24 protein-coding genes, 1 tRNA gene, 2 rRNA genes and 1 riboswitch (1 of these 28 running past the window's edge) are annotated in these 24,708 nt (G+C 60.4%); of the genes, 7 read left to right on the top strand and 20 right to left on the bottom strand.

Going from position 1 to position 24,708, the window contains the following annotated elements:
* Positions 1-239: 239 nt before the first annotated feature.
* The 14 genes from ACT7DK_RS02855 to ACT7DK_RS02790 form a co-directional block, all read right to left on the bottom strand.
* Entirely contained in the window at positions 240-431 is a 192-nt protein-coding gene (locus ACT7DK_RS02855; RefSeq protein WP_445396135.1) for a bacterioferritin-associated ferredoxin, read from the bottom strand.
* An 82-nt stretch (positions 432-513) separates the two neighbouring features.
* Complete coding sequence (locus ACT7DK_RS02850) at positions 514-2,220, bottom strand: SulP family inorganic anion transporter (protein WP_445396133.1); 1,707 nt, start codon at positions 2,218-2,220, stop codon at positions 514-516.
* A 3-nt stretch (positions 2,221-2,223) separates the two neighbouring features.
* Entirely contained in the window at positions 2,224-2,649 is a 426-nt protein-coding gene (locus tag ACT7DK_RS02845; protein WP_445396131.1) for a TIGR01244 family sulfur transferase, read from the bottom strand.
* A gap of 161 nt (positions 2,650-2,810) precedes the next feature.
* On the bottom strand, positions 2,811-3,995 hold the full coding sequence (gene tuf / locus ACT7DK_RS02840) for an elongation factor Tu (RefSeq protein WP_445396129.1): 1,185 nt from the start codon (positions 3,993-3,995) through the stop codon (positions 2,811-2,813).
* 63 nt (positions 3,996-4,058) lie between these two features.
* Positions 4,059-6,158, bottom strand: coding sequence for an elongation factor G (gene fusA / locus ACT7DK_RS02835; protein ID WP_445396127.1), 2,100 nt, complete (start codon positions 6,156-6,158; stop codon positions 4,059-4,061).
* A gap of 76 nt (positions 6,159-6,234) precedes the next feature.
* Positions 6,235-6,705 (bottom strand): 30S ribosomal protein S7, encoded by a 471-nt coding sequence (rpsG, locus tag ACT7DK_RS02830; RefSeq protein WP_445396125.1) that lies wholly within the window; start codon positions 6,703-6,705, stop codon positions 6,235-6,237.
* An 81-nt stretch (positions 6,706-6,786) separates the two neighbouring features.
* Positions 6,787-7,161: a 30S ribosomal protein S12 gene (gene rpsL, locus ACT7DK_RS02825; RefSeq protein WP_094040575.1), complete on the bottom strand. Its 375-nt coding sequence runs from the start codon at positions 7,159-7,161 to the stop codon at positions 6,787-6,789.
* 132 nt (positions 7,162-7,293) lie between these two features.
* Positions 7,294-7,578, bottom strand: coding sequence for a sulfurtransferase complex subunit TusB (gene tusB / locus ACT7DK_RS02820; RefSeq protein WP_445402255.1), 285 nt, complete (start codon positions 7,576-7,578; stop codon positions 7,294-7,296).
* 7 nt (positions 7,579-7,585) lie between these two features.
* Positions 7,586-7,942: a sulfurtransferase complex subunit TusC gene (tusC, locus tag ACT7DK_RS02815; RefSeq protein ID WP_445396122.1), complete on the bottom strand. Its 357-nt coding sequence runs from the start codon at positions 7,940-7,942 to the stop codon at positions 7,586-7,588.
* Positions 7,942-8,343: a sulfurtransferase complex subunit TusD gene (gene tusD, locus ACT7DK_RS02810; protein WP_445396120.1), complete on the bottom strand. Its 402-nt coding sequence runs from the start codon at positions 8,341-8,343 to the stop codon at positions 7,942-7,944. Before tusD ends, tusC begins: the two co-directional genes overlap by 1 nt.
* 48 nt (positions 8,344-8,391) lie before the next feature.
* On the bottom strand, positions 8,392-8,775 hold the full coding sequence (locus tag ACT7DK_RS02805) for a RidA family protein (protein WP_445396118.1): 384 nt from the start codon (positions 8,773-8,775) through the stop codon (positions 8,392-8,394).
* Positions 8,772-9,506: a helix-turn-helix transcriptional regulator gene (locus ACT7DK_RS02800; RefSeq protein ID WP_445396116.1), complete on the bottom strand. Its 735-nt coding sequence runs from the start codon at positions 9,504-9,506 to the stop codon at positions 8,772-8,774. The genes ACT7DK_RS02805 and ACT7DK_RS02800 overlap by 4 nt, the downstream gene beginning before the upstream one ends.
* Positions 9,507-9,616: 110 nt before the next feature.
* The gene (ilvN, locus tag ACT7DK_RS02795; protein WP_445396113.1) at positions 9,617-10,111 is read right to left on the bottom strand and encodes an acetolactate synthase small subunit; all 495 of its coding nucleotides are present in this window, start codon (positions 10,109-10,111) and stop codon (positions 9,617-9,619) included.
* Positions 10,111-11,829, bottom strand: a complete 1,719-nt coding sequence (locus ACT7DK_RS02790; RefSeq protein WP_445396111.1) for an acetolactate synthase 3 large subunit — start codon at positions 11,827-11,829, stop codon at positions 10,111-10,113. Before ACT7DK_RS02790 ends, ilvN begins: the two co-directional genes overlap by 1 nt.
* 787 nt (positions 11,830-12,616) lie before the next feature.
* On the opposite strand from ACT7DK_RS02790, the gene leuA reads away from it, so the two are divergent.
* Genes leuA through leuD form a run of 4 tightly spaced genes read left to right on the top strand, consistent with a single transcriptional unit; the run spans position 12,617 to position 17,292 of the window.
* Positions 12,617-14,182, top strand: coding sequence for a 2-isopropylmalate synthase (gene leuA, locus ACT7DK_RS02785; RefSeq protein ID WP_445396109.1), 1,566 nt, complete (start codon positions 12,617-12,619; stop codon positions 14,180-14,182).
* A 2-nt stretch (positions 14,183-14,184) separates the two neighbouring features.
* Entirely contained in the window at positions 14,185-15,285 is a 1,101-nt protein-coding gene (leuB, locus tag ACT7DK_RS02780; RefSeq protein ID WP_445402253.1) for a 3-isopropylmalate dehydrogenase, read from the top strand.
* Positions 15,285-16,682 (top strand): 3-isopropylmalate dehydratase large subunit, encoded by a 1,398-nt coding sequence (gene leuC, locus ACT7DK_RS02775; protein ID WP_445396107.1) that lies wholly within the window; start codon positions 15,285-15,287, stop codon positions 16,680-16,682. The genes leuB and leuC overlap by 1 nt, the downstream gene beginning before the upstream one ends.
* Before the next feature lie 10 nt (positions 16,683-16,692).
* Positions 16,693-17,292: a 3-isopropylmalate dehydratase small subunit gene (gene leuD / locus ACT7DK_RS02770; RefSeq protein WP_445396105.1), complete on the top strand. Its 600-nt coding sequence runs from the start codon at positions 16,693-16,695 to the stop codon at positions 17,290-17,292.
* Positions 17,293-17,324: 32 nt separating this feature from the next.
* Here the strand turns inward: leuD and ACT7DK_RS02765 are convergent, their stop codons facing one another.
* Together ACT7DK_RS02765 and ACT7DK_RS02760 are read right to left on the bottom strand one after the other, a co-directional pair.
* Positions 17,325-17,750: an acyl-CoA thioesterase gene (locus tag ACT7DK_RS02765; protein ID WP_445396103.1), complete on the bottom strand. Its 426-nt coding sequence runs from the start codon at positions 17,748-17,750 to the stop codon at positions 17,325-17,327.
* A gap of 75 nt (positions 17,751-17,825) precedes the next feature.
* Positions 17,826-18,116 (bottom strand): PilZ domain-containing protein, encoded by a 291-nt coding sequence (locus tag ACT7DK_RS02760; RefSeq protein ID WP_445396101.1) that lies wholly within the window; start codon positions 18,114-18,116, stop codon positions 17,826-17,828.
* Positions 18,117-18,172: 56 nt separating this feature from the next.
* A riboswitch (TPP riboswitch) is annotated at positions 18,173-18,263 on the top strand.
* Positions 18,264-18,287: 24 nt separating this feature from the next.
* Here ACT7DK_RS02760 and thiB point away from each other — a divergent pair.
* Genes thiB through thiQ form a run of 3 tightly spaced genes read left to right on the top strand, consistent with a single transcriptional unit; the run spans position 18,288 to position 21,551 of the window.
* On the top strand, positions 18,288-19,271 hold the full coding sequence (gene thiB, locus ACT7DK_RS02755) for a thiamine ABC transporter substrate binding subunit (protein ID WP_445396099.1): 984 nt from the start codon (positions 18,288-18,290) through the stop codon (positions 19,269-19,271).
* On the top strand, positions 19,271-20,872 hold the full coding sequence (gene thiP / locus ACT7DK_RS02750; RefSeq protein WP_445396097.1) for a thiamine/thiamine pyrophosphate ABC transporter permease: 1,602 nt from the start codon (positions 19,271-19,273) through the stop codon (positions 20,870-20,872). Before thiB ends, thiP begins: the two co-directional genes overlap by 1 nt.
* Positions 20,856-21,551 (top strand): thiamine ABC transporter ATP-binding protein, encoded by a 696-nt coding sequence (gene thiQ, locus ACT7DK_RS02745; RefSeq protein WP_445396095.1) that lies wholly within the window; start codon positions 20,856-20,858, stop codon positions 21,549-21,551. The genes thiP and thiQ overlap by 17 nt, the downstream gene beginning before the upstream one ends.
* Here thiQ and ACT7DK_RS02740 read toward each other — a convergent pair.
* The 4 genes from ACT7DK_RS02740 to ACT7DK_RS02725 form a co-directional block, all read right to left on the bottom strand.
* The gene (locus tag ACT7DK_RS02740) at positions 21,548-22,927 is read right to left on the bottom strand and encodes a PhoH family protein (RefSeq protein ID WP_445396093.1); all 1,380 of its coding nucleotides are present in this window, start codon (positions 22,925-22,927) and stop codon (positions 21,548-21,550) included. The genes thiQ and ACT7DK_RS02740 overlap by 4 nt on opposite strands.
* Before the next feature lie 495 nt (positions 22,928-23,422).
* Positions 23,423-23,499: transfer RNA gene (locus tag ACT7DK_RS02735), tRNA-Asp, on the bottom strand.
* Between the two features lie 67 nt (positions 23,500-23,566).
* Positions 23,567-23,681, bottom strand: a 5S ribosomal RNA gene (gene rrf, locus ACT7DK_RS02730).
* An 80-nt stretch (positions 23,682-23,761) separates the two neighbouring features.
* A 23S ribosomal RNA gene (locus tag ACT7DK_RS02725) occupies positions 23,762-24,708 on the bottom strand (it continues 1,944 nt past the right edge of the window).

Raw genomic sequence — 24,708 nt, 5'->3', positions numbered from 1 at the left:
TTTCCAAGGATGGGGTTGCCTTGATCATCTCTTCGGTATCTTCTCCGATGCACAGCCGGCCAAGCCCTGCAGGTTGGGGATGCCTTGAAGGAACAGGATGAATTCGAGCAGGTCATCGGCTCGTTACCCAGCACCTCATTGAGGTGGGAAATGATCTTGGGCTCCCTGTCATCGAGCAGGGCGCCTGGCAGTGAAAAGTCTTCTAAAAACGGAGCAGGGGAGAATGGAGCAGCGGGGTTTCAGGCAACTTCGTAGTAAAGCTGGGTCTTGGCGTTTTCTTCCGCCAGTATGGCCATGGCCACCGGGATGCACTTGCCACACTGGGAACCTGTGCCCAGCTCACGCTTCAGTTGCTTGAACTCGGTGCTGCCTTCGGCAATAGCCTGTTTAAGCTGACGTTCGGTAATGCCTTTACACAGACACACGTACATAAGAGAAATCCTCCGCCTCGATGGAATAAATCTAAATGATAGTGGTTATCAATGCAAGCCATTATTTGCCGAAAAAAACCGCTCAGATCACATACTCGGGCTGGGCCGTCAGCTCCTCCCAAGCCTGGTACATGGTCAGAAACACCCGGCCATTCAGCCGCTCGAGCAGGGCGCTTTGCCGCAGCCGGTCCATCACCGGCCCCTTGACCTCGGCCAGGTGAAAACCGATGCCGGCCAGACGCAGTCGCTCGTTGATCATCTGCAGACTATCCAGGGCGGAAGCATCGATGCGGTTGATGGCACTGCACTGCAACACCAGGTGCCGCACCTCGGGACGCAGGCTCACCAGGGTGGCGACGATGTTTTCCAACTGGCCGGCATTGGCGAAGTAGAGGCTCTCGTCCACCCGCAGGCAGAGCAGGCTTCGGTCCAACTCCACCCGGTGACGCAGCCGGTTGCGGAAATGCTCGGTACCGGCGATGAGGCCGACCTCGGCCCAGTGCGGTTTATAGCTGTGGTAAAGGTGCAGCAGCAGGGAAGCAGCAATGCCGGCCAGCAGTCCCAACTCGACGTTCACCACCAGAGTCACCAGGAAGGTCAGGCCGAGGGCGGCAAAGTCGGTGCGGGAGTAGCGCCAGATGTGGCGAAACTGGCGCCAGTCCAACAGCCCCAGCACGGCCACCACTATGGTCGCGGCCAGCACCGCCTTGGGCAGGACACTGAGCCAGGGAGCGAGCCAGAGGCCGGCCAGCGCTATCCCAACGGCGGTGTAGATGCCGGCCGCCGGGGTCTGGGCCCCGGCATCGAAATTGACCACGGAGCGGGCGAAGCCGCCGGTCACCGGCATGCCGCCGGACAGGCCGGCGGCGATATTGGAAACCCCCAGGCCGATCAGCTCCTGGTTGGCGGAAATCCGCTGGCGGCGTTTGGCCGCCAAGGTCTGCCCCACCGAGACCGACTCCACAAAACCCACCAAGGCCAACAGCAGCGACGGCACGATCAGGGCCTGCCAGGGCAGTCCGGACCACTGCGGCCAGCTCCAGGCAGGCAGCCCTGATGGCACCTCGCCCACCAGGGCGACGCCCAGCACGCCCAAATCGAGCCCCCACGACAACAGCATGCCGGCTATCACCAGCAAGGCCGGCGTCAAGCGCACCAGGGCAGTGGCCAGCCCCTCGCCCAACCCCAGACGCAACAGCACGCCCTGCAGTCGGTAGCGGGACCAGAGCAGCAGCGTCAGGCTGGCCGCCGACATCACCACCGTGGCCAGGGTAATGGCATCCCACTGCCGCACCAGGGAGCCCAGGGCCAGCAACTGATGCCCCTCCAGCCCCACCCCCAGCAGCGGGCCCAACTGGCTGAGGGTGATCAGCAGGGCCGAGGCGCTGATAAAGCCCGACATCACCGGATGGCTGATAAAATGGGCGACAAAGCCCAGCCGCAACAGCCCGAACAACAGCAGCCAACCGCCACTCATCAGGGCCAGAACCAGGGCGCCATTCAGGTAATGCACCCCGTCGAGTTGCAGTTGCCCCAGGGTGGAGGCCGTCATCAGCGACAGCACCGCCACCGGCCCGACCGAGAGGGTGCGGCTCGAGCCGAAGACCCCATAGGCCAGCAACGGCAATATGCTGGCGTAGAGCCCCGCTTCCGGCGGCAATCCGGCCAGCATGGCATAGGCCAGCGACTGGGGGATCAGCATCAGGGTGACGATCAGCGCCGCCCCCAGATCCTGGACCAGGGTCGGCCTGTCGTAGTGACGACACCAGTCGAACAGCGGCAACGGCACGGCTCAGCCCTTGAAGCGGGCGTCGAGCAACGGGGCCATCGGTGACAGGTCATAACCGGCCCGGGCGGCGGTGGTAAGCAGCTCCGCCGCCGTCTGCCGGGAGGACTGAGCCAGGGCCCAGAGGGTGATGGAGCGGGTACCGCTGCGGCAAAAGGCCAGCACCGGCTGCTCGGTAGCGGCCAAGGCCTGCTCGAAGGCCTGGATGGCCTCAGGAGTGAAGTTGCCGGAGGCGATAGGGATCCAGAGCCACTCAAAGCCCTGCTCCCGAGCCTGGGCAGCCAGCACCTCGGCCGCCGGCTGCCCCTCCACCTCACCATCGGGCCTGTTGCAGATCAGGGTCCCGAAGCCTCTGGCCCTCAACAGGGGCAAATCTTCCTCGGTGATTTGATCCGCCACCGCGAAGGTGGCGGTCACTTGCCTGATATCCATGGTAGCGCCTCGCTCTGAAATGACGACGGCGTCCTGAGCTTGCCAGCTTCGGGACAACAGTCTAATTAAATTAGACTATTCTAATAATAAATCGGCATGCAAGCCCTGAAACGCAAAAAGGAGGCCGAAGCCTCCTTTTTTTAGCGATTGCCGGATCTCGATTACTCGATGATCTTGGCAACAACGCCGGCGCCAACGGTGCGGCCGCCTTCACGGATAGCGAAGCGCAGGCCGTCTTCCATCGCGATCGGGGCGATCAGGGTCACCACCATCTTGATGTTGTCGCCCGGCATTACCATCTCAACGCCTTCCGGCAGTTCGATGGTGCCGGTCACGTCGGTGGTACGGAAGTAGAACTGCGGACGGTAGCCCTTGAAGAACGGGGTGTGACGACCACCTTCTTCCTTGGACAGCACGTACACTTCGGATTCGAACTTGGTGTGCGGCTTGATGGAGCCGGGCTTGGCCAGAACCTGGCCACGCTCAACTTCTTCACGCTTGGTACCACGCAGCAGGGCACCGATGTTCTCACCGGCACGGCCTTCGTCCAGCAGCTTACGGAACATCTCGACGCCGGTACAGGTGGTGGTGACGGTGTCTTTGATACCGACGATTTCGATGGTATCACCCACTTTCACGATACCGCGCTCAACACGACCGGTTACCACGGTACCACGGCCCTGGATGGAGAACACGTCTTCGATCGGCATCAGGAAGGCACCGTCGATGGCACGCTCGGGCTCGGGGATGTAGGTATCCAGGGCGTTGGCCAGCTCCAGGATCTTCTCTTCCCACTGGGGGTCGCCTTCCAGGCCTTTCAGGGCGGAACCCTGGATGACCGGAATGTCGTCGCCCGGGAAGTCGTACTCGGACAGCAGCTCGCGCACTTCCATTTCTACCAGCTCGAGCAGCTCTTCGTCGTCGACCATGTCACACTTGTTCATGAACACGACGATGTAGGGTACGCCTACCTGGCGGGCCAGCAGGATGTGCTCACGGGTTTGCGGCATGGGGCCGTCGGTAGCGGCAACCACCAGGATGGCGCCGTCCATCTGGGCCGCACCGGTGATCATGTTTTTCACGTAGTCGGCGTGGCCGGGGCAGTCAACGTGAGCGTAGTGACGGCTTTCGGTGTCGTACTCAACGTGAGAAGCGGCGATGGTGATACCACGGGCTTTTTCTTCCGGCGCGTTGTCGATTTGGTCGAATGCGCGGGCAGCACCACCGAATTTCTTGGCCAGCACGTTGGTGATGGCGGCGGTCAGAGTGGTTTTGCCATGGTCAACGTGGCCGATGGTACCGACGTTAACGTGCGGTTTTTTACGTTCAAATTTTTCTTTAGACACGACCTAGTCCTTCCTAGTTTGATCCCACCCGCAACACGGGTGGGGAGTTAAAACAAAGATTAATTAACCTTTACGAGAAGCGATAACCGCCTCTGCCATGTTCGCAGGCACTTCGGCATACTTGGCAAACTCCATGGAGTAAGAAGCACGCCCCTGGGTCTGGGAACGCAGGTCGGTGGCGTAGCCGAACATTTCGGACAGCGGAACCAAAGCATTGACAATCTTGCCGGTAGGACCGTCTTCCATGCCTTCGATGATGCCGCGACGGCGGTTAACATCACCGATCACATCACCCATGTACTCTTCCGGCGTTTCTACTTCAACCTTCATCATCGGCTCAAGCAGCGCAGGGTTGCACTTCATGAAACCGGCTTTGAACGCCATGGAACCGGCGATCTTAAAGGCCATTTCTGAAGAGTCAACATCGTGGTAGGAACCATCGTACAGAGTGATCTTGATGTCTTCGATCGGATAACCGGCCAGCACGCCCTGCTTCATCTGCTCCTGAATGCCCTTGTCAACGGCGGGGATGTATTCCTTCGGAATCACACCACCGACAACGGCGTTCTCGAACTTGTAGCCGGCACCGGCTTCTTGTGGCTCGATCTTGATCCAGACGTGACCGAACTGACCACGGCCACCGGACTGACGCACGAACTTGCCTTCCTGCTCCACGGAGCCACGGATGGTTTCGCGGTAGGCCACCTGGGGTTTACCCACGTTGGCTTCTACCTTGAACTCGCGCTTCATCCGGTCGACGATGATGTCCAGGTGCAGCTCGCCCATACCGGCGATGATGGTCTGACCGGATTCTTCGTCGGTCCACACGCGGAAAGACGGGTCTTCCTGCGCCAGACGGCCCAGGGCCAGGCCCATCTTCTCCTGGTCGGCCTTGGTTCTCGGCTCGACGGCCACGGAGATAACCGGCTCAGGGAACTCCATCCGCTCGAGAATGATAGGCGCGTCCTGGGCACACAGGGTGTCACCGGTGGTCACGTCTTTCAGACCGATGGCGGCGGCGATGTCACCGGCGCGTACTTCCTTGATCTCTTCCCGTTTGTTGGCGTGCATCTGTACGATACGGCCGAAACGCTCGCGCTTGCCCTTGACGGAGTTGAGCACGGTGTCGCCGGAGTTGATCACGCCGGAGTAGACACGGAAGAAGGTCAGGTTGCCCACGAAGGGGTCGGTCGCTATCTTGAACGCCAGGGCGGCGAAAGGTGCGGCATCGTCGGCGGTACGGCTGTCCGGCGTTTCACCGTCTTCCTTCACACCGGCGATGGCAGGTACTTCCACCGGCGACGGCAGGTAGTCGACCACCACGTCCAGCATGGCCTGTACGCCCTTGTTCTTGAACGCGGAACCACAGGTCACCAGGATGACTTCGTTGTTCAGTACCCGGCTGCGCAGCGCGGACTTGATCTCTTCCTCGCTCAGTGCGCCTTCTTCCAGGTACTTCTCCATCAGCTCTTCATTGGCTTCGGCGGCGGCTTCCACCAGGTTCTGGTGCCACTCTTCGGCCAGCTCCTGCATCTCTGCAGGGATGTCGTGGTATTCAAAGCTGGTGCCGTTGTCTTCGTCGTTCCAGTCGATGGCTTTCATCTTGACCAGGTCGACCACGCCACGGAAGCCCTCTTCGGCGCCGATCGGCAGCTGTACCGGTACCGGTACACCCTTCAGGCGGCTCTGGATCTGAGACACCACGCGCAGGAAGTTGGCACCGGTACGGTCCATCTTGTTGACGAAGGCAATACGCGGTACGTGATACTTATTGGCCTGACGCCATACGGTCTCGGACTGGGGCTGCACGCCACCCACCGCACAGTACACCATGACGGCACCGTCGAGCACCCGCATGGAACGTTCTACTTCGATGGTGAAGTCAACGTGTCCGGGGGTGTCGATGATGTTGATACGGTGCTGGGGATACTGGTGCGCCATACCGTCCCAGAAACAGGTGGTAGCAGCAGAGGTAATGGTAATACCACGCTCCTGCTCCTGCTCCATCCAGTCCATGGTAGCTGCGCCATCATGCACTTCACCGATCTTATGGTTTACACCGGTGTAGAACAGAATACGCTCGGTAGTCGTCGTCTTACCGGCGTCGATGTGAGCACTGATACCGATGTTACGATAGCGCTCAATTGGGGTTGTACGAGCCACAATGATATCCTCTTGCTAAGGTCAGCTGTCCTTAGTCAGCAACCGAAGGGGCGCGGCCTTGACCGCGCCCATCCAATTACCAGCGATAGTGTGCGAACGCTTTGTTTGCTTCGGCCATACGGTGCACGTCTTCACGCTTCTTAACCGCGGAGCCTTTGTTTTCAGCCGCATCCAGCAGCTCGCCAGCCAGACGCTGAGCCATGGATTTTTCACCACGCTTACGGGCGGCGTCGACCAACCAGCGCATGGCCAGGGCATTACGACGCACGGGGCGTACTTCAACCGGAACCTGGTAGGTAGAACCACCCACCCGGCGGGATTTCACTTCAACAGTAGGACGAACGTTGTCCAGGGCCTCTTCGAACAGAGCCAGTTGCTCCTTGCTGGTTTTGGCAGCAACGATGTCCAAAGCACCATAAACAATCTTTTCAGAGGTAGATTTCTTACCGTCTACCATTACTACGTTTACGAACTTCGCCAGCAGTTCGGATCCGAACTTGGGATCCGGCAGGATTTTACGCTGGCCGATTACGCGACGTCTTGGCATTGCAAACTCTCCGTAACTTCAGGGATAACCCAAAACACAGGTTAAAAAATAAAATGTTTGGCCTTACTTAACGGAGAACCATTAAGCCTTGGGCTTCTTGGCGCCGTACTTGGAACGGCCTTGGCGACGAGCGGAAACACCAGAGGTGTCCAGTGCGCCACGCACGGTGTGGTAACGAACACCGGGCAAATCTTTAACACGGCCACCGCGGATCAGCACCACGGAGTGCTCTTGCAGGTTGTGACCTTCACCACCGATGTAAGAGTTCACCTCGAAACCGTTGGTCAGACGAACACGGCACACCTTACGCAGTGCGGAGTTCGGCTTCTTCGGGGTGGTGGTGTACACGCGGGTGCATACGCCGCGTTTCTGCGGGCAAGCTTCCAGCGCCGGAACGTTGCTCTTGGCTACGTTCTTTTGACGCGGTTTGCGCACCAGCTGGTTAATTGTTGCCATTAACAGCTCCTGAAAAATATCGTTCTACAGTTGTGAAAAATCCATCCCCGAAAGCGGGGACGCAAAATTCTATGCTTGCCTCGATTTTGAGTCAAGATTTATACAATTCCCGTCGGTGATTTCTCCCCCGCCTCACCAGGCCTGGGGGCTGCCCAGCTCCGCCACCAGCGTGACCAGCCCCGCCATGGTCAGGGGCTGCCCCAGGGCGGCGTGCAGCCCCCTGGCTTGCAGATCCTCCTGCATCACATATAGACCACCGGCCTCGGCCAAAGGTTGCAGCCGTGCCTGCCAGGCCGGCGCCGCCACCGCGATGACGGCATCCTGCCATAACAATAGCCGATCTCCGACCTGCATATAACACAGGGCCTGGGCCAGGGTGTGATGGTTCAGTGGGGAGTCCTTGACCGTATGCAGCATAGTCACCTCAAAAACTCAGTCGCACGTCGTAACCGGCCAGGTGCAGCTGCAGCTCGGGCAGCGTCAGCGCGCTGGCCTCGATGACCAGTTCGGTTCCGTTCAGTCCGCGCTCCGCCAGCGACTCGGCGCAGACGTAAACCGCCTCGATATCGTACAGCTCGAGCAGACCGAAGGTCGGCGCATGGTGGCGGCCCAGCACGGCGGCGGGATCCTGCCCCGCCAGCAGCTGGTAGACACCATCGCCGATAAAGAACACCGCGATGTCCTCGCTCAGGGCCGAGGTGGCCAGGACCGCATCCAGCCCTTCCCGGCCGGAGGCCGAGCCATGGGGCGGGGTACGAAAAATAAAGGCGATTCGGTTCATCAGAATTGCACCACTCTGTCGGCGCTCAAGGAAGCCTGCGCCAGTGCCCCCAGGCCGCTGAGGCGAAAGGGCACCGCCACGTTCCACTGCGCCAGCCCGGCCTGCTGCGAGGAGGCCTGGTCGCTGAGTCCGCGGCGCAACGCCGCCGCCACGCAAAGGTCGAGTGCCAGCCCCTGCTCTTCGGCCAGCTCGACCCAGGCCCGGTACAGGTCGACCTCATCCCCGGCCGGCTGGATCAGCAGATTGCCGTTGTGCACCCCGTCCTGATAGAAGAAGACATTGTCGATAACATGTCCCTGCCGCAGCAGGGCCCGGGCGAAACGATAGGCGTCGGCGGCGGACTGGGTACCGTAGCAGGGCCCGGTAACCAGCAGGGCAAAACGAAGAGGAGAAGGGTTCATCGGCGGATCCGGACAAAAACGGGGCGACGTGAACCGCCCCGGAAAGACTTACTCGACGTAGGCCACGGCCTCGACTTCGACCAACACATCCTTGGGCAGACGGGCCACCTCCACGCAGGAACGGGCCGGGGCGCCGGCCAGGAAATAACTGGCATATACCTCGTTGAAGGCCAGGAAGTTGTTCATGTCGGACAGGAAACAGGTGGTTTTCAGCACGGTGGACGCACCGGCACCGGCTTCTTCCAGCACCGCCATCAGGTTGTCCATCACCTGCTTGGTCTGGGCTTCAATGCCGCCTTCGACGATATCCATGGTGGCCGGGTCCAGGGGGATCTGGCCGGAGGTGTAGACCATGTTGCCGATACGGGTGGCCTGAACATAGGGACCGATGGCGGCGGGCGCCTTGTCGGTGGCAATTACGGTTTTAGTCATGGGTACTCCTGGTTAGGCGATGGTTCTTCGTCATCGCGTTTTTTTTGCCGAATATAAAGATAGACGGTGTGTTTGGATATATTCAGTTTGTTCGACACCATGGCGATAGCGTCCTTGATGTCGAAAATACCTTTCTCATAGAGCGTGGTGACAATCTGCTTGTTCTTGGCGTTGTTGGCCACTTCCGGATCGGCATTGATCTCCTCGATGGTCCGCTCCACCGTCAGGGTCACCAACTCTTCCACGTTGTTGCTGAAGTTTTCCGGCGAGACTTCCGTCAGTTCGGTGGCCTTGGGCAGGAAGTCGGCCATGAATTCATGGAAAGGCGCCCCCAGGTGCAGATTGATGCACAGCAGGCCGATGATGTCGCCCTGCAGATTGCGCAAGGCCAGGGTCGAGGATTTCATCGGCGAGCCCAGCCGGCTCTGGGTGAAATAGGCCTGGCTATGGCTCAGACCCTGCTGCTCCAGCTCCGGCAGCAGGCGCAGTGCCAGATCGGTGATGGGCGCACCCAGGGTACGGCCGGTGTTGAAGCCATTGGCAATCTTGATCACCGAGCACTCCAGGTCTTCCAGCGAGTGCAGCACCACTTCGCAATGCTTGCCGAACATCTCGGCCAGACCGTCCACCATGGCGGCGTACCCGGCCAGCAGTTGCCGATCCTGCTGACTGAACACGCGCTTGGTCGCACTCTTCTTGAGGGAACGGGCTGTCCCACTTTCCGCTGGCATCTCTGGCTCCCACCCAAACATCTGGCTCCGATTTTCAACCGATGATGCCAGATGTCAACTTTTTTTGAAGACGTAAAAAAACCGCCCGCAGGCGGTTCTCCATATTTGCTTCAGGCCCGCAGCGATTTTTCACCGCGAGACACCCCGCAGACCCCGCTGCGCACCACTTCCACCACCTCGGTGGTATCGCTCATGTTGCGGATAAAGGCGTCCAGCTTGTCGCTGGTGCCCACCAACTGCACCGTATAGAGGTGCGGGGTGACATCGACGATCTGCCCCCGGAAGATATCGGCGGTGCGTTTGACTTCGTCCCGGTTGGCGCCGTCGGCCCGTACCTTGACCAGCACGATTTCCCGCTCGATATGGTCGCCGTCGGTCAGATCGCTCACCTTGAGCACATCCACCAGCTTGTTCAGCTGCTTGGTGATCTGTTCGATGACCCTGTCGTCCCCCGTGGTGACTATGGTCATGCGCGACAGGGTGGGATCCTCGGTGGGGGCCACCGTCAGGGTCTCGATGTTGTAGGCGCGCTGGGAGAACAGCCCTACCACCCGGCTCAGGGCCCCGGATTCGTTCTCCAGCAACAGGGATATAATACGCCGCATCAGGTTCTCTCCGTTTTGCTTAACCACATTTCATCCATGGCGCCGGTCTTGATCTGCATGGGGTAGACATGCTCTTCCGGATCGATCTGGATATCCATAAACACCAGCTTGTCGGTGAGGGAGAAGCATTTCTCCAGCGCCGCATCCAGCTCGGCCGGATCGGTCACCCGCATCCCCACATGGCCATAGGCCTCGGCCAGCTTGACGAAATCGGGCAGTGAGTCCATGTAGGAGTGGCTCTGACGCCCTTCATAGAACATCTTCTGCCATTGCTTCACCATGCCGAGGGCCTGGTTGTTCATGGAAATGATCTTCACCGGAATGTTGTACTGCATGCAGGTGGAGAGTTCCTGAATGTTCATCTGGATGGAGCCGTCACCGGTCACGCAGACGGAAACGGCATCCGGACGCGCCATCTTGGCCCCCATGGCCGCCGGCAGGCCGAAGCCCATGGTGCCGAGGCCACCGGAGTTGATCCACTGACGCGGCTTGTCGAAGGGATAGTAGAGGGCGGCAAACATCTGGTGCTGGCCCACGTCGGAGCTGACCATGGCCTCGCCCTTGGTGATGCGGTACACCGATTCGATCACCTGCTGGGGCTTGATGTACTTGTCGCTCTTCTCGTAGCGCAGGCAGTGCCGGGCCCGCCATTGCTCGATCTGCGTCCACCAGTCGCTCATGGCCTGGCTGTCGGGCTTGAGTCCCAGCTCGCGGATGGCGTCCAGCATCTGCGCCAGCACCGTATCGGCCGAACCCACGATGGGAATATGGGCCTGGATGGTCTTGGAAATGGAGGTCGGATCCACGTCCACATGCACTATGGTGGCATGGGGGCAGAACTTGGCCACGTTGTTGGTCACCCGATCATCGAAGCGGGCACCGATGGCCAGGATCAGATCCGAGTTATGCATGGTCTTGTTGGCTTCAAAAGTACCATGCATGCCCAGCATGCCGATGAACTGCTTGTGGGTACCGGGCATGCTGCCCAGGCCCATCAAGGTGTTGGTCACCGGCAGGTTGAACAGCTCCGCCAGTTGGACCACCAGGGCGCTGGCTTCGGCGGTGACGGCACCGCCCCCCACGTACATGACCGGCCGCTTGGCCTCGGCCAGGGCCTTCATGGCCTTCTTGATCTGGCCCTTGTGACCGACGCCGGTGGGGTTGTAGGAGCGCATTTCCACCGAGCTGGGATACGCATAGGGGTGCTTCTCTCTCGGATTCTGCACGTCTTTCGGCAGGTCGACCACCACGGGGCCGGGACGGCCGGTCGCCGCTATGTAATAGGCCTTCTTGATGGCCAGCGGGATGTCGGTGGCTTTCTTGCACAGGAAGCTGTGCTTTACGATGGGCCGGGAAATACCGATCATGTCGGTCTCCTGGAAGGCATCGTCACCGATGTAGTTGGTCGGTACCTGGCCGGACAGGATCACCATGGGGATCGAATCCATGTAGGCGGTGGCTATGCCGGTAATGCAGTTGGTCGCTCCCGGGCCCGAGGTGACCAGCACTGTGCCGACCTTGCCGGTGGCGCGGGTATAACCGTCGGCCATGTGCACGGCCGCCTGCTCGTGGCGCACCAGCACATGCTCAATCTTGCTGTTTTCGAATAAGGCGTCATAGATATCCAGTACTGAACCACCGGGATAACCGAAGATATGCTCAATCCCCTGGTCTTCCAGCGCTCGTACCACCATTTCCGCGCCTGATAACATCTCCATGGTAAGCCCTCCAGGCTCTGCTCCGTTCACGTTTGCCGCTCTCCCCTGTCGATATTTACAGCCTGGCCCGGCTGGCATATCGCAATATGACAAAGCGAGCAGCTTTTTATCTTTATAAAACAAACACTTCCGCTAGCTAGACTACAAATAAGCAGAAAAGGGATGAAAAATCACCTTAACCTGCTTTAAATCGCTTGTCTATGGCTTTGTACAACGCCCCGCCCAGCCGGCAGAAGAGTATTTTATAGCAGCATTCACGATGAAAAAACGGAACCAGTTCCCACCATGCGACCAGGCCACCACACTTCCCGCCCTCGGTCGGCTACCGTCGCATTCCCCCTTCCCGGTAACCGGCCTTCGCCGGTGTGGGCCAAGCCTCTCTCCAGACTCAAAAAAGCACAATAAAAGGCATGTATTGATTTGATCGACAAAACGCCGCCCATGCAGAGCTTGAATTCACACAATGAGACATGAACAATACAAAACACCAATAATCATAAAAACAGCAGCCTTATAAACCAATTCCATTTATCGCATCATAACAAGCGGCGATTGACATCGGCATCGATTCCCGTTATTGGTATAGCGTTGTTAACGGATTCTTCTTCGGTGATGAGTGATATGCAAAAGCGTGTTCAGCTACTACTACTAACTCTAGAGGTGCACAAGCGCACGGGTTGGGCGTAGCTGGAATTCATCATCCACATATTCAAGTTAAAACCCGTGCCATCCGCACGGGTTTTTTATATCTGTCGCGGGCGGCACGGATCAACAGAGGGGAAGCGACATGTCGAGCCAAGTCATTATATTCGATACCACCTTGCGGGACGGCGAACAGGCGCTTTCCGCCAGCCTGACGGTCAAGGAGAAACTGCAGATCGCCCTGGCCCTCGAGCGCCTCGGGGTGGACGTGATGGAAGTAGGCTTCCCCATCTCCTCCCCCGGTGACTTCGAGTCGGTGCAGACCATCGCCCGCCATATCAAGAACAGCCGGGTCTGCGCCCTCTCCCGCGCCCTCAAGGCCGATATCGACGCCGCCGGTGAAGCCCTGCGGGTGGCGGATCAGTTCCGTATCCACACCTTTATCTCCACCTCCGACATCCATGTGCAGAGCAAGCTGCGCAAGGATTTCGACTCCGTGGTGGAAATGAGTGTCGCCGCGGTCAAGCACGCCCGTGGCTATACGGACGATGTGGAATTTTCCTGTGAAGATGCCGGCCGTACCCCCATCGACAACCTGTGCCGCATGGTCGAGGCCGTCATCAAGGCCGGCGCCCGCACCGTCAATATCCCCGACACCGTGGGTTACACCGTGCCCAGCGAGTTTGGCGGCATTATCAAAACCCTGTTTGAACGGGTGCCCAACATTCATCAGGCGGTGATTTCCGTACACTGCCACGACGACCTCGGCATGTCGGTGGCCAACTCCATCGCCGCGGTGCAGCAGGGTGCGCGCCAGATCGAATGCACCATCAACGGCATCGGCGAACGGGCCGGCAACTGCTCGCTGGAAGAAGTGGCCATGGTCATGAAGACCCGGGGCGAGTTGCTCGGGGTGCACACCAACATCAAGCATCAGGAAATCTACCGGACCAGCCAGCTGGTACGCAACCTGTGCAACATGCCGGTACAGCCCAACAAGGCCATCGTCGGCGCCAACGCCTTCGCCCACTCTTCCGGCATCCATCAGGACGGGGTACTGAAGAACAAGAACACCTACGAGATCATCACCCCCGAGAGCATCGGCCTGCCCACCAACCACCTCAACCTGACTTCCCGCTCCGGCCGCCACGTGATCAAGCACCGCATGAGCGAGATGGGCTATACCGAGCAGGACTATGATCTCGACAGCCTGTACCAGAGCTTCCTCGCCCTGGCGGATCGCAAGGGCCGGGTGTTCGACTACGACCTCGAAGCGCTGGTATTCTTCAGCCAGATCCACGAAGAGCCGGAGCAGTTCAAGCTCAAATACCTGAGCGTGCAGTCCGGCAGCAACGTGATGTCCACCGCCAGCGTACGCATGTTGGTGGGTGGTGAAACCGTCGACGAGGCCGCCGTCGGCAACGGCCCGGTGGACGCGGTGTACCAGTGCATCAATCGCGTCACCGGCTACGACATCCGCATCGACAAGTACGAGCTCAAGAGCAAGGGCGAAGGCAAGGATGCGCTGGGCCAGGTGGACATCGTGGCCGAATACAAGGGCCGCAAGTTCCACGGCATGGGCCTGGCCACCGATATTGTCGAGTCCTCCGCCCAGGCGCTGGTGCACGTGATCAACAGCATCTACCGGGCCGAGCAGGTGGCCGAGAAGAAAGAAGAAATCCAAAAGAAAATTCGTATGGAGACAGTGTGAGTATGAGTGCAAGCTACAAGGTCGCCGTCTTGCCGGGCGACGGCATCGGTCCCGAGGTGATGGCGCAAGCCCTCAAGGTGCTGGACAAGGTACAGGCCGAGTTCGGTTTCAGCCTGGAGCTGAGTCACCATGACGTGGGCGGCATCGCCATCGACAACCACGGCACTCCGCTGCCGGCGGCGACCCTGGCCGGCTGTGAAGCCGCCGACGCCATCCTGTTCGGCTCGGTCGGCGGTCCCAAATGGGAAAAGCTGCCCCCCAACGAGCAGCCCGAGCGCGGTGCCCTGCTGCCCCTGCGCGGCCACTTCAAGCTGTTCTGCAATATGCGCCCCGCCAAGATCTACCAGGGTCTGGAAGGCTTCTCGCCGCTGCGCGCCGACATCAGCGCCCGCGGCTTCGATATCCTGTGCATGCGCGAGCTGACCGGCGGCATCTACTTCGGCCAGCCCAAGGGCAGGGAAGGCTCGGGCCCCGAAGAGAAGGCGTTCGACACCGAAGTCTATCACCGTTACGAGATCGAGCGCATCGCCCGGCTGGCATTCGAGGCGGCCCGCGGCCGTCGCGGCCTGGTCACCTCGGTGGACAAGGCCAACGTGCTGCAGGCCTCCATCCTGTGGCGGGAAGTGGTGATCGAAGTGGCCAGGGAATACCCGGACGTGACCCTGAACCACATCTACATCGACAACGCCACCATGCAGCTGATCAAGGATCCGTCCCAGTTCGACGTGCTGCTGTGCTCCAACCTGTTCGGCGACATCATCTCCGACGAGATGGCGATGATCACCGGCTCCATGGGCCTGCTGCCCTCGGTCAGCCTGAACGACAAAGGCTTCGGCCTGTACGAGCCGGCCGGCGGCACCGCCCCGGATATCGCCGGCAAGAATATCGCCAACCCCATCGCCCAGATCCTCTCCGCTGCTCTGATGCTGCGTTACAGCTTCAAACAGGAAGAGGCCGCCCAGGCCATCGAGCGGGCCGTGAGCGAAACCCTGGCCGCCGGCTACTTCACCGGTGATCTTTACAGTGCCGCTGCCGAACATCCGGTACAGAGCACCAGTCAAATGGGTGAGCAGATAGTCGCGCGCATCAGGAGAGCAAGCTAATGGCCAAAACCCTCTATCAGAAAGTTTTCGACGCCCACCTGGTGCGCGATGAAGCCGGCGAAACCCCGCTGCTCTATATCGACCGCCACCTGGTGCACGAAGTCACCTCGCCCCAGGCCTTCGACGGCCTGCGCGAAAAGGGCCGCAAGCTGCGCCGCCCGGACCGCACCTGGGCGACCATGGATCACAACGTCTCCACCCAGACCAACGACATCGCCGCCTCCGGCGAGATGGCCCGCATCCAGATGGAGACCCTGGCCAAGAACTGCGAAGAGTTCGGCGTTCCGCTCTATGACCTGCACCACAAGTATCAGGGCATAGTGCACGTGATCGGCCCCGAGTTGGGACTGACCCTGCCCGGCACCACCATCGTGTGCGGCGACTCCCACACTGCCACCCACGGCGCCTTCGGTGCCCTGGCCTTCGGCATCGGCACCTCCGAGGTGGAACACGTCATGGCCACCCAGACCCTGAAGCAGGGCCGGGCCAGAACCATGAAAATCCAGGTCAACGGCGCACTCAAGCCGGGCATCAGCGCCAAGGACGTGGTGCTGGCCATCATCGGCAAGGTCGGCCACGCCGGCGGCACCGGCTACGTGGTGGAATTCTGCGGCCCGGTGATCGAGTCCCTGTCGATGGAAGCGCGCATGACCATCTGCAACATGGCCATCGAGCTCGGCGCCAAGGCCGGCCTGGTGGCCCCCGACCAGACCACCTTCGACTACCTGAAGGGCCGTCCCTTCGCGCCCGAGGGCGAGCAGTGGGAAGCGGCGGTTGCCTACTGGCAGACCCTGAAATCCGACGCGGACGCCGTCTTCGACGCCGTGGTCGAGCTGGAGGGCGCCGAGATCGCGCCCCAGGTCACCTGGGGCACCAACCCGGGCCAGGTGATGCCGGTGGATGGCACCATTCCCTCCCCGGATGAATTCGCGGATCCCATCGAGCGCCAGTCCGCCGCCAAGGCGCTGCAATACATGGATATCCAGGCCGGTGGCAAGCTGACCGACGTACAAATCGACAAGGTGTTTATCGGCTCCTGCACCAACAGCCGCATCGAGGATCTGCGCGCCGCCGCCGCCGTGGCCCGTGGCCGCAAGGTGGCCGCCGGGGTACAGGCGCTGGTGGTACCCGGCTCCCAGCAGGTGAAGGCCCAGGCCGAAGCGGAAGGGCTGGATAAAATCTTTATCGACGCTGGCTTCGAGTGGCGCCTTCCCGGCTGCTCCATGTGCCTGGCCATGAACAACGACCGGCTGGCGCCGGGCGAGCGTTGTGCCGCCACCAGCAACCGCAACTTCGAAGGCCGCCAGGGCCGCGGTGGCCGCACCCATCTGGTGAGCCCGGCCATGGCCGCCGCCGCCGCCGTGTTCGGTCACTTCGTCGACATCCGGGATTTATAAGGGGTAAACCATGAGCGGATTCAAGCAATTAACCGGTATCGCCGCCCCCCTGGACGCGGCCAACGTAGACACCGATCAGATCATCCCCAAGCAGTTCCTGCAGAAGGTGACCCGGTCCGGCTTCGGCAAGCACCTGTTCCACGACTCGCGGTTTCTGGATGACGCCGGCGAGCAGCCCAACCCGGAGTTCGTGCTCAACCAGGCGCCCTACGACCGGGCGGTGATCCTGCTGGCCCGGGAAAACTTCGGTTGCGGCTCCAGCCGCGAGCACGCCCCCTGGGCCCTGGCCGACTTCGGCCTCAGGGCCATCATAGCGCCGAGCTTCGCCGACATCTTCTACGGCAATGCCATCAACAACGGCATGGTGCCGGTGCGGCTGAGCGAAGAGCAGGTGGAAGCCCTGTTCCAGTACGTCAATGCCGACAAGGGTGCCGAGATCACCGTGGATCTGGAAGCCCAGCAGGTGCGCGCCGGCGAGCACGCCTTCCCGTTCGAGATCGACGAGTTCCGCCGCTACTGCCTGCTCAACGGCCTGGACAATATCGGCCTGACCCTGCAGCACGCGGATCAGATCGACGCCTACGAGGCCAGGCAGCCGGGCTGGCTGTAATCACTGCAACGCCGGCGCAAGCCGGCGTTGTTTTATCCTTCCAGCTGCAGCACCCGCTGCTTCAGCGCCTCGCCGAGCGGCGCCTTGCGCCCGGTCCCGAAATCCACCATCACCACCCGCGCCGTGCCTTCGGTGGTCACCGTCTGCTGGGCCTGACTGAGGATACGGTATTCCATGGTAAAACCGTGCTCGTCCAACTGGCTGACCCTGGCCTCGGCCCTCAGGGTGTCGGGAAAGGTCACCGGCCGGCGGTAACGGGCGGAGGTTTCCGCCAGCACCGGCCCCACGCCCGCCGTACTCAGTACATCCAGCATGCCGATGCGGCGCAGGTACTCGATGCGTACGGTTTCGAAGTAACGGAAATAGACCACGTTGTTGACGTGGTTGAGCGCATCCATCTCGCCCCAGGCGACGGGGATCTCGATGCTGACCGGAAAACGGGCTTCGTCCTTGGGCATGGTGATACTTCCTGAATGAGTTTAGAGTTTTTAACCTAACCCTGATTCAGGAAACATGCAACTAACATCCGCCGGTCAGTGGACTTCACTCAGCACCAGGGCCACCTGGTCGGTCTGTTCACCTGCTTCCACCCGGATCACCCTGGCCGTGGCGGTCAAGGGCTCCACGCCGGCGTCGGCCGACGGCAGCACCAGGCGCCATTCCTGCCCCAGCTGGCACTTGCCGGCGGCGACTTCCATCAGGACCCCCTCGGCGCTGAGGTTGCGGCAGATCCCTTCCACCCTTTCCTTGGTGGTGGCCAGGATCACCTTGGCATCCAGTTGCATGCGGCTATACAGCCGTTGTTCTTCATGGGCGGGTATCATAGGCCTTCTTCCTTATAGAACTGGTTTAGCAAAACGAATGGCCCTACAATAGCGGCCATTCTCGAACGGGGTGCGGCCAGCCGCTGAGATCATACTCGTACACCTGATCCGGGTCGTGCCGGCGTAGGAATTTGAGCACTCGGCCCTACCCTATCCACAAGGAGTGGCCCTGTGAAAAAAGCCCTGATTGCCCTGCCCCTGCTCGCCGCCGGCCAGGCCGTGGCGCAAGATCCGACCCTGACCATCTATACCTATAGCTCATTTGCGTCCGATTGGGGCCCAGGCCCAGCCATTGAGCAGGCCTTTGAGGCGGAATGTGACTGTAATCTCGAGTTCGTGGCCCTGGACGATGGAGTATCCATCCTCAACCGGCTGCGACTCGAAGGCGCCAACACCAAGGCCGATATCGTGCTGGGACTGGACAACAACCTGCTGCAGGCCGCCAAGGACACCGGCCTACTGGCCGAGCATGGCCAATCTCCCGAGGGGCTCAAGGTCCCCGGCGGCTGGAATGATCCGGTGTTCCTGCCCTTCGACTACGGCTACTTCTCCTTTATCTACGACACCGAGCGTCTCGCCAATCCCCCCGCCAGCTTCGCCGAGCTGCTGGAACGCCCCGAGCTGACCCTGCTGTATCAGGATCCGCGCACCAGCACCCCGGGGCAGGGCCTGATGCTGTGGGTGCAGAAACTCTATGGCGACCAGGCTCCCGAAGTCTGGCAGAACCTGGCCAAGCGTACCGTCTCCGTCACCAAGGGCTGGAGCGAATCCTACGGTATGTTCCTCAAGGGCGAGGCGGATCTGGTGCTGTCTTACACCACCTCTCCCGCCTACCATATCGAGGCGGAGCAGAAGACCCAGTATCGGGCCGCCGGCTTCGAGGAAGGCCACTACCTGCAGGTGGAGGTGGCCGCCAGGCTCAATACCAGTCAACAGCCCGAACTGGCCGATCGTTTCCTGCGGTTCATGGTGGGACCCGGCTTTCAGCAACACATTCCCGCCGGCAACTGGATGTACCCGGTGATCGAGGTTGCGCTCCCCGCAGGCTTCGACGCCCTGGTGATCCCTGAACAAACCCTCAGCTTCAGTGCCGAGGAAATCGCCGAACAGCGCCAGGGCTGGCTGCGCCAGTGGCTGGGTGCCGTGACTCGCTGATGCCGAACCGGTACTGGTGGCTGCCGGGCAGCCTCAGCCTGCTCGGTATACTGCTGCTCACCGCGGGGCCCATAGGGGCCCTGCTGCTGCAAGGCGGCCAGATGTCTCTGGGACAGCTGTTCGCGGACTCCTATCTGCGCCACGTCATCTGGTTCAGTTTCTATCAGGCCTTGTTGTCCACCCTGCTCAGCCTGCTGCTGGCCATCCCCCTGGCCCAGGCCCTGTCCCGCCGCCACTTTCCGGGACGAACCCTGTTGCTGCGCCTGTTCGGGCTCTCGCTGGTGCTGCCGGTGATCCTGGTGGTATTCGGTATCGTCGCCGTCCATGGCCGCCAGGGCTGGGTCAACCAGTTGCTGGGGCTGTTCGGCCTGGAGCCCGTCAGCTACCTCTATGGTCTCCCCGGCATACTGCTGGCCCATGTGTTCTTCAATATGCCCCTGGCGGCCCGGATCCTGCTGCAGGCCATCGAAGGCATTCCCCCCAGCCAGTGGCGAATGGCCAGCCAGCTCGCCTTCACCGGCTGGCAGCTGTTCCGCTGGCTGGAGTGGCCGGCCATGCGCGGTGCCCTGCCCGCCCTGGCCAGCATGATATTCATGCTCTGCTTCACCAGCTTTGCTACCGTCATGGCGCTGGGTGGCGGGCCCAGGTCCACCACCCTGGAGGTGGCCATCTACCAGGCCCTGCGTTTCGATTTCGACCTGCCCCTGGCGGGCATGCTGGCCCTGCTGCAGTTGCTGTTCTGCAGCGGCTTCCTGCTGTTGCAGTACTGGCTGAGCAGGCCGGCGCTCCATTCTCAGGAGAGACAGCTCCGGTCCGCCCGGCCGGACCGGAACAGGAGCGGCGTCTTTCTTTGGGATCTGCTGGTACTGAGCCTCTGTCTCGGCCTCTTTCTGCCGCCCCTGCTGGCCATTGTCGTCAGTGGCCTCAACCCCAGCCTGTGGACGACCCTGAGTTCTTCCCTGCTGTGGCGGGCCACGGCCAGTTCCCTGCTTATCGCCGGCGGCGCCGGCCTGCTGTCGGTGCTGCTCACCCTGGGCCTGCTGAGCAGCAGCCGTCATCTGAGGCTGCGGCTGTATCACAGGACTGGAGCGGCGCTGATGGAAGCCACCGGCTCGGTGATCCTGGTGTTGCCGGCGGTGGTGCTCTCCACCGGGCTTTTTATCCTGCTGCGCGGCTCGTTCGATGTGTTCACCCTGGGTCCCTTGCTGGTGTTGCTGGTCAATGCCCTGATGGCGCTGCCCTATGGGCTGCGTGCCCTGCAGCAACCCATGGAGCGGATTGCCCGCCAGTATGACCGTCTCTGTACCAGCCTCGATATAGGGGGGCTGAACCGGCTTCGACAGCTGGAGTGGCCCCTGCTGCGCAAGCCGGCCGCCCTGGCCCTGGCCCTGGCGATGATGCTGTCGTTGGGCGATCTCAGCGCCATCGCCATGTTCGGCAGCCAGCATCTGCAAACTCTGCCCTGGCTGCTGTATCAACAGCTGGGCAATTATCAGATGACGGAAGCGGCGGCCACCTCGCTGATCCTGCTGTTGCTGAGCCTGGGGCTTTTCATCCTGATCGAAGGCGTGCTGGGGGGTAAAGATGCTGGTACTCGATGATCTTCGCTCCCACTATCCGGAGCAGAAGCTGTGCTTTTCTCTCCGTGCAGAGGCGGGGGAAATCACCGCCCTGATCGGCCCCAGTGGTGCCGGCAAGTCGACCCTGCTGGCCATGGTCGCCGGCTTTGCCAGGGTCGACTCGGGACAACTGCACCTCGACGGCCGGGATCTGCTGCCTCTGGCACCCGCCCAAAGGCCGGTGACCACCCTGTTCCAGGACAACAACCTGTTCTGGCATATGACGGTCTACCAGAATATCGCCATCGGCCTGTCTCCCTCCCTGCGGCTGACACCGGCACAACGGGCAGAAGTGGAACAAGTCGCCCGGCAGGTGGGCATAGGCCCCCTGCTCCAGCGTAAGCCGGCGAGCCTGTCGGGGGGGCAACAGCAGAGGGTGGGGTTGGCCCGGTGCCTGGTACGCCAGACACCGGTACTCTTGCTGGACGAGCCCTTTTCCGCCTTGGATCCGGCCCTGCGCTTCGAACTGCTGGATTTGTTGCGGACACAGACCGATCGGCTCGGCCTGACGGTATTGCTGGTCACCCACCATCCGGATGAGGCGGCCAGGGTCGCCGACCGCATCGCCTTTGTTTACGACGGCCGCATCATGGAGCAGGGCGACAGGGGGCTGTTGTCAGCCCCCCGTACCCCTGCGTTGCAGGCCTATCTGGGTCGTTAAAGGTTCTCCTCGGCGAAGGAAGCCAGCCGGCTGCGCACCACGCCGTTGAGATAGATGTTGGCGCTGCCTTCAAAATCCTTGAAGCGTTCCACTATGTAGGTCAGCCCGGAGGTCACCGGGGTCAGGTAGTTGGAGTCGATCTGCGCCAGGTTGCCCGAACACACCAGCTTGGTGCCTTCGCCACAGCGGGTAATGATGGTCTTGAGCTGGGACGCAGTCAGGTTCTGGCACTCGTCCAGCAGCACGAAGGTATTCTGGATACTGCGTCCACGCATGAAGTTGACCGACTTGAACTGGATATTGGCCTTGCCCATGATGTAGCTGAGCGAGCCATCCATGCATTCATCCTGCTTGTGCAGCACCTCCAGGGTATCGGTGATGGCGCCCAGCCAGGGAGCCATTTTTTCCTCTTCGGTACCGGGCAGGAAGCCGATGCTCTCGGCGATTTCGGGGGTGTTGCGGGTGACGATCACCCTGTCGTAAATACCCTTTTCTATGGTCATTTCCAAGGCGGTGGCCATGGCCAGCAAGGTCTTGCCGCAACCGGCGGGACCGGTCAGGATCACCAGATCAATATGAGGATCCAGCAGCGCGTCCAGCGCCATCGCCTGATAGATATTCTTGGGATGAATGCCCCAGGCCTTGCGTCCCATCATCCGCTCCCGCCCCAGATCGACAAAGCGCACCTTGCCGTTCTCCTTGCTCAGGACCCGGCCGGCAAAGTCGTCGGTATCGTCAAGCAAGTACTGGTTGATATGCGCCGCCGGCAGCACTTCATCGGCAACCGTATGGATAACCTCCCGGCCATGGGTTTCGCTTTCACACTCGCCCACCCTGTCCCAGAAGCTGTCCTCCAGCTGATAGAATCCCTTGGACAGCAAACGGATATCGTCTACCAACTGGTCCGAACGATAGTCCTCCACATGTTGCAGGCCGGCTCCCTTGGCCTTGAGCCGCATGTTGATGTCCTTGGTCACCAGCACCGCCATGCCCTCGGTATGGTGTTTCTGCAGATAAAGGGCGGTATTGATGATACGGTTGTCGGCCTCGTCGTCGGTGAAGATGGCGTATCCTTCCGGTAAATGCCGGTCCGAGATGATGGCAATGGTGCCGCTGGCATCGTCATCCTTCAATCCCAAGGGCACACCGGCGACGATCTGCTCAGGGGTTGCGTCGTGAAAGATATCTTCCAGGGTCCTGATGGCGATACGGGCATCACGGCTGACATCCTTCTGCCGGTCCTTGATCCGATCCAGCTCTTCGAGCACCGTCATGGGTATAACGACATTGTGTTCCTTGAAGGAATAGATGGAGAGGGGTTCGTGCAGGAGTACGTTGGTATCCAGAATAAAGCGTTTACGGTCGTTGCCGTCCATAGGCATGCTCCCCGGGCTTGGCCCTTGTCATGGTCATTGCTCAGTTAAAACACCGTGCAATGACAGCTTTATTACACTTTAACGCTATGACGTTTTATAACACTCGGCAAGTGATTGTTTATGATGATTACCATCCGTGAGGCTTTTCTCACTAAATCATAAGGGCACTAGCTAAGCCAGCACTATTTGGAATTCGGATCACGGTAGATATGAAAAAACATCGGCATAAACAGAGTCTTGCCAGACAATGCTCAGCACCCAGGTGCGACCGGGAGGCCAGCGGCACCGGCGCGCACGCCCTCTGAGGCAGAGCAGTTTGTCGCGGCAACAGAAAAGCAAAAGCCCTGGCCAACGGTCAGGGCTTTGATGTGATGGCGGAGCGGCAAAGGCACCGCCTTTGAGGCGGAGGCGCAGCGCGCCGACATCCTCCCGCCGTCCGGCGCAGCCAATACGAAAAAGCCCTTAGCTATCAACTAGCTAAGGGCTTCTTAAAAGTGGCGGAGCGGACGGGGCTCGAACCCGCGACCCCCGGCGTGACAGGCCGGTATTCTAACCAACTGAACTACCGCTCCGCAAAAGCGGTTTGTAGGGTCCACTTCAGTGGACCGGTCGAATTTAATCGACGCTACAAATTTGGGTGCCTGGCAGTGACCTACTTTCACATGGCAGCTGCCACACTATCATCGGCGCGGGTGCGTTTCACTTCTGAGTTCGGCATGGGGTCAGGTGGGACCACAACGCTATCGCCGCCAGGCATAAACTGGTAATCCGGAAAAGCTGTCTTTTGATGAATTCGTTCTCGACCTGCAAGGTCTCACACTTCTTGGGTGTTGTATGGTTAAGCCGCACGGGTCATTAGTACAGGTTAGCTGCACGTATCGCTACGCTTCCACACCCTGCCTATCTACGTCCTAGTCTCGGACGGCCCTTTAGAGAGCTCGAAGCTCTAGGGATGACTCATCTCGGGGCTCGCTTCCCGCTTAGATGCTTTCAGCGGTTATCGATTCCGAACTTAGCTACCGGGCAGTGCCATTGGCATGACAACCCGAACACCAGCGGTTCGTTCACTCCGGTCCTCTCGTACTAGGAGCAACCCCCCTCAATCATCCAACGCCCACGGCAGATAGGGACCGAACTGTCTCACGACGTTCTGAACCCAGCTCGCGTACCACTTTAAATGGCGAACAGCCATACCCTTGGGACCGACTTCAGCCCCAGGATGTGATGAGCCGACATCGAGGTGCCAAACACCGCCGTCGATATGAACTCTTGGGCGGTATCAGCCTGTTATCCCCGGAGTACCTTTTATCCGTTGAGCGATGGCCCTTCCATTCAGAACCACCGGATCACTATGACCTGCTTTCGCACCTGCTCGACCTGTCCGTCTCGCAGTTAAGCTGGCTTATGCCATTGCACTAACCGTACGATGTCCGACCGTACTTAGCCAACCTTCGTGCTCCTCCGTTACGCTTTGGGAGGAGACCGCCCCAGTCAAACTACCCACCAGGCACTGTCCGCAACCCCGATTAGGGGCCAACGTTAGAACATCAAACATACAAGGGTGGTATTTCAAGGTCGGCTCCACGGCAACTGGCGTCACCGCTTCACAGCCTCCCACCTATCCTACACATGTAGGGTCAATGTTCAGTGCCAAGCTATAGTAAAGGTTCACGGGGTCTTTCCGTCTAGCCGCGGGTACACCGCATCTTCACGGCGATTTCAATTTCACTGAGTCTCGGGTGGAGACAGCGTGGCCATGGTTACACCATTCGTGCAGGTCG

The sequence above is a fragment of the Zobellella sp. An-6 genome, assembly GCF_052487945.1.
The sequence above is the reverse complement of the archived record's forward strand: the minus strand, read 5'-3'. Positions and strand labels throughout refer to the sequence as shown.

Coding starts and splice junctions, on each gene's coding strand:
- ACT7DK_RS02855 (WP_445396135.1), bottom strand. CDS start 431: ATGTACGTGTGTCTGTGTAAAGGCATTACCGAACGTCAGCTTAAACAG.
- tusB (WP_445402255.1), bottom strand. CDS start 7,578: ATGCTGCATACGGTCAAGGACTCCCCACTGAACCATCACACCCTGGCC.
- leuD (WP_445396105.1), top strand. CDS start 16,693: ATGAGCGGATTCAAGCAATTAACCGGTATCGCCGCCCCCCTGGACGCG.
- ACT7DK_RS02805 (WP_445396118.1), bottom strand. CDS start 8,775: ATGACTAAAACCGTAATTGCCACCGACAAGGCGCCCGCCGCCATCGGT.
- ilvN (WP_445396113.1), bottom strand. CDS start 10,111: ATGCGGCGTATTATATCCCTGTTGCTGGAGAACGAATCCGGGGCCCTG.
- leuA (WP_445396109.1), top strand. CDS start 12,617: ATGTCGAGCCAAGTCATTATATTCGATACCACCTTGCGGGACGGCGAA.
- rpsG (WP_445396125.1), bottom strand. CDS start 6,705: ATGCCAAGACGTCGCGTAATCGGCCAGCGTAAAATCCTGCCGGATCCC.
- leuB (WP_445402253.1), top strand. CDS start 14,185: ATGAGTGCAAGCTACAAGGTCGCCGTCTTGCCGGGCGACGGCATCGGT.
- leuC (WP_445396107.1), top strand. CDS start 15,285: ATGGCCAAAACCCTCTATCAGAAAGTTTTCGACGCCCACCTGGTGCGC.
- ACT7DK_RS02765 (WP_445396103.1), bottom strand. CDS start 17,750: ATGCCCAAGGACGAAGCCCGTTTTCCGGTCAGCATCGAGATCCCCGTC.
- ACT7DK_RS02760 (WP_445396101.1), bottom strand. CDS start 18,116: ATGATACCCGCCCATGAAGAACAACGGCTGTATAGCCGCATGCAACTG.
- ACT7DK_RS02790 (WP_445396111.1), bottom strand. CDS start 11,829: ATGGAGATGTTATCAGGCGCGGAAATGGTGGTACGAGCGCTGGAAGAC.
- thiP (WP_445396097.1), top strand. CDS start 19,271: ATGCCGAACCGGTACTGGTGGCTGCCGGGCAGCCTCAGCCTGCTCGGT.
- tusD (WP_445396120.1), bottom strand. CDS start 8,343: ATGAACCCTTCTCCTCTTCGTTTTGCCCTGCTGGTTACCGGGCCCTGC.
- ACT7DK_RS02740 (WP_445396093.1), bottom strand. CDS start 22,927: ATGGACGGCAACGACCGTAAACGCTTTATTCTGGATACCAACGTACTC.
- ACT7DK_RS02845 (WP_445396131.1), bottom strand. CDS start 2,649: ATGGATATCAGGCAAGTGACCGCCACCTTCGCGGTGGCGGATCAAATC.
- rpsL (WP_094040575.1), bottom strand. CDS start 7,161: ATGGCAACAATTAACCAGCTGGTGCGCAAACCGCGTCAAAAGAACGTA.
- thiQ (WP_445396095.1), top strand. CDS start 20,856: ATGCTGGTACTCGATGATCTTCGCTCCCACTATCCGGAGCAGAAGCTG.
- tusC (WP_445396122.1), bottom strand. CDS start 7,942: ATGAACCGAATCGCCTTTATTTTTCGTACCCCGCCCCATGGCTCGGCC.
- ACT7DK_RS02800 (WP_445396116.1), bottom strand. CDS start 9,506: ATGCCAGCGGAAAGTGGGACAGCCCGTTCCCTCAAGAAGAGTGCGACC.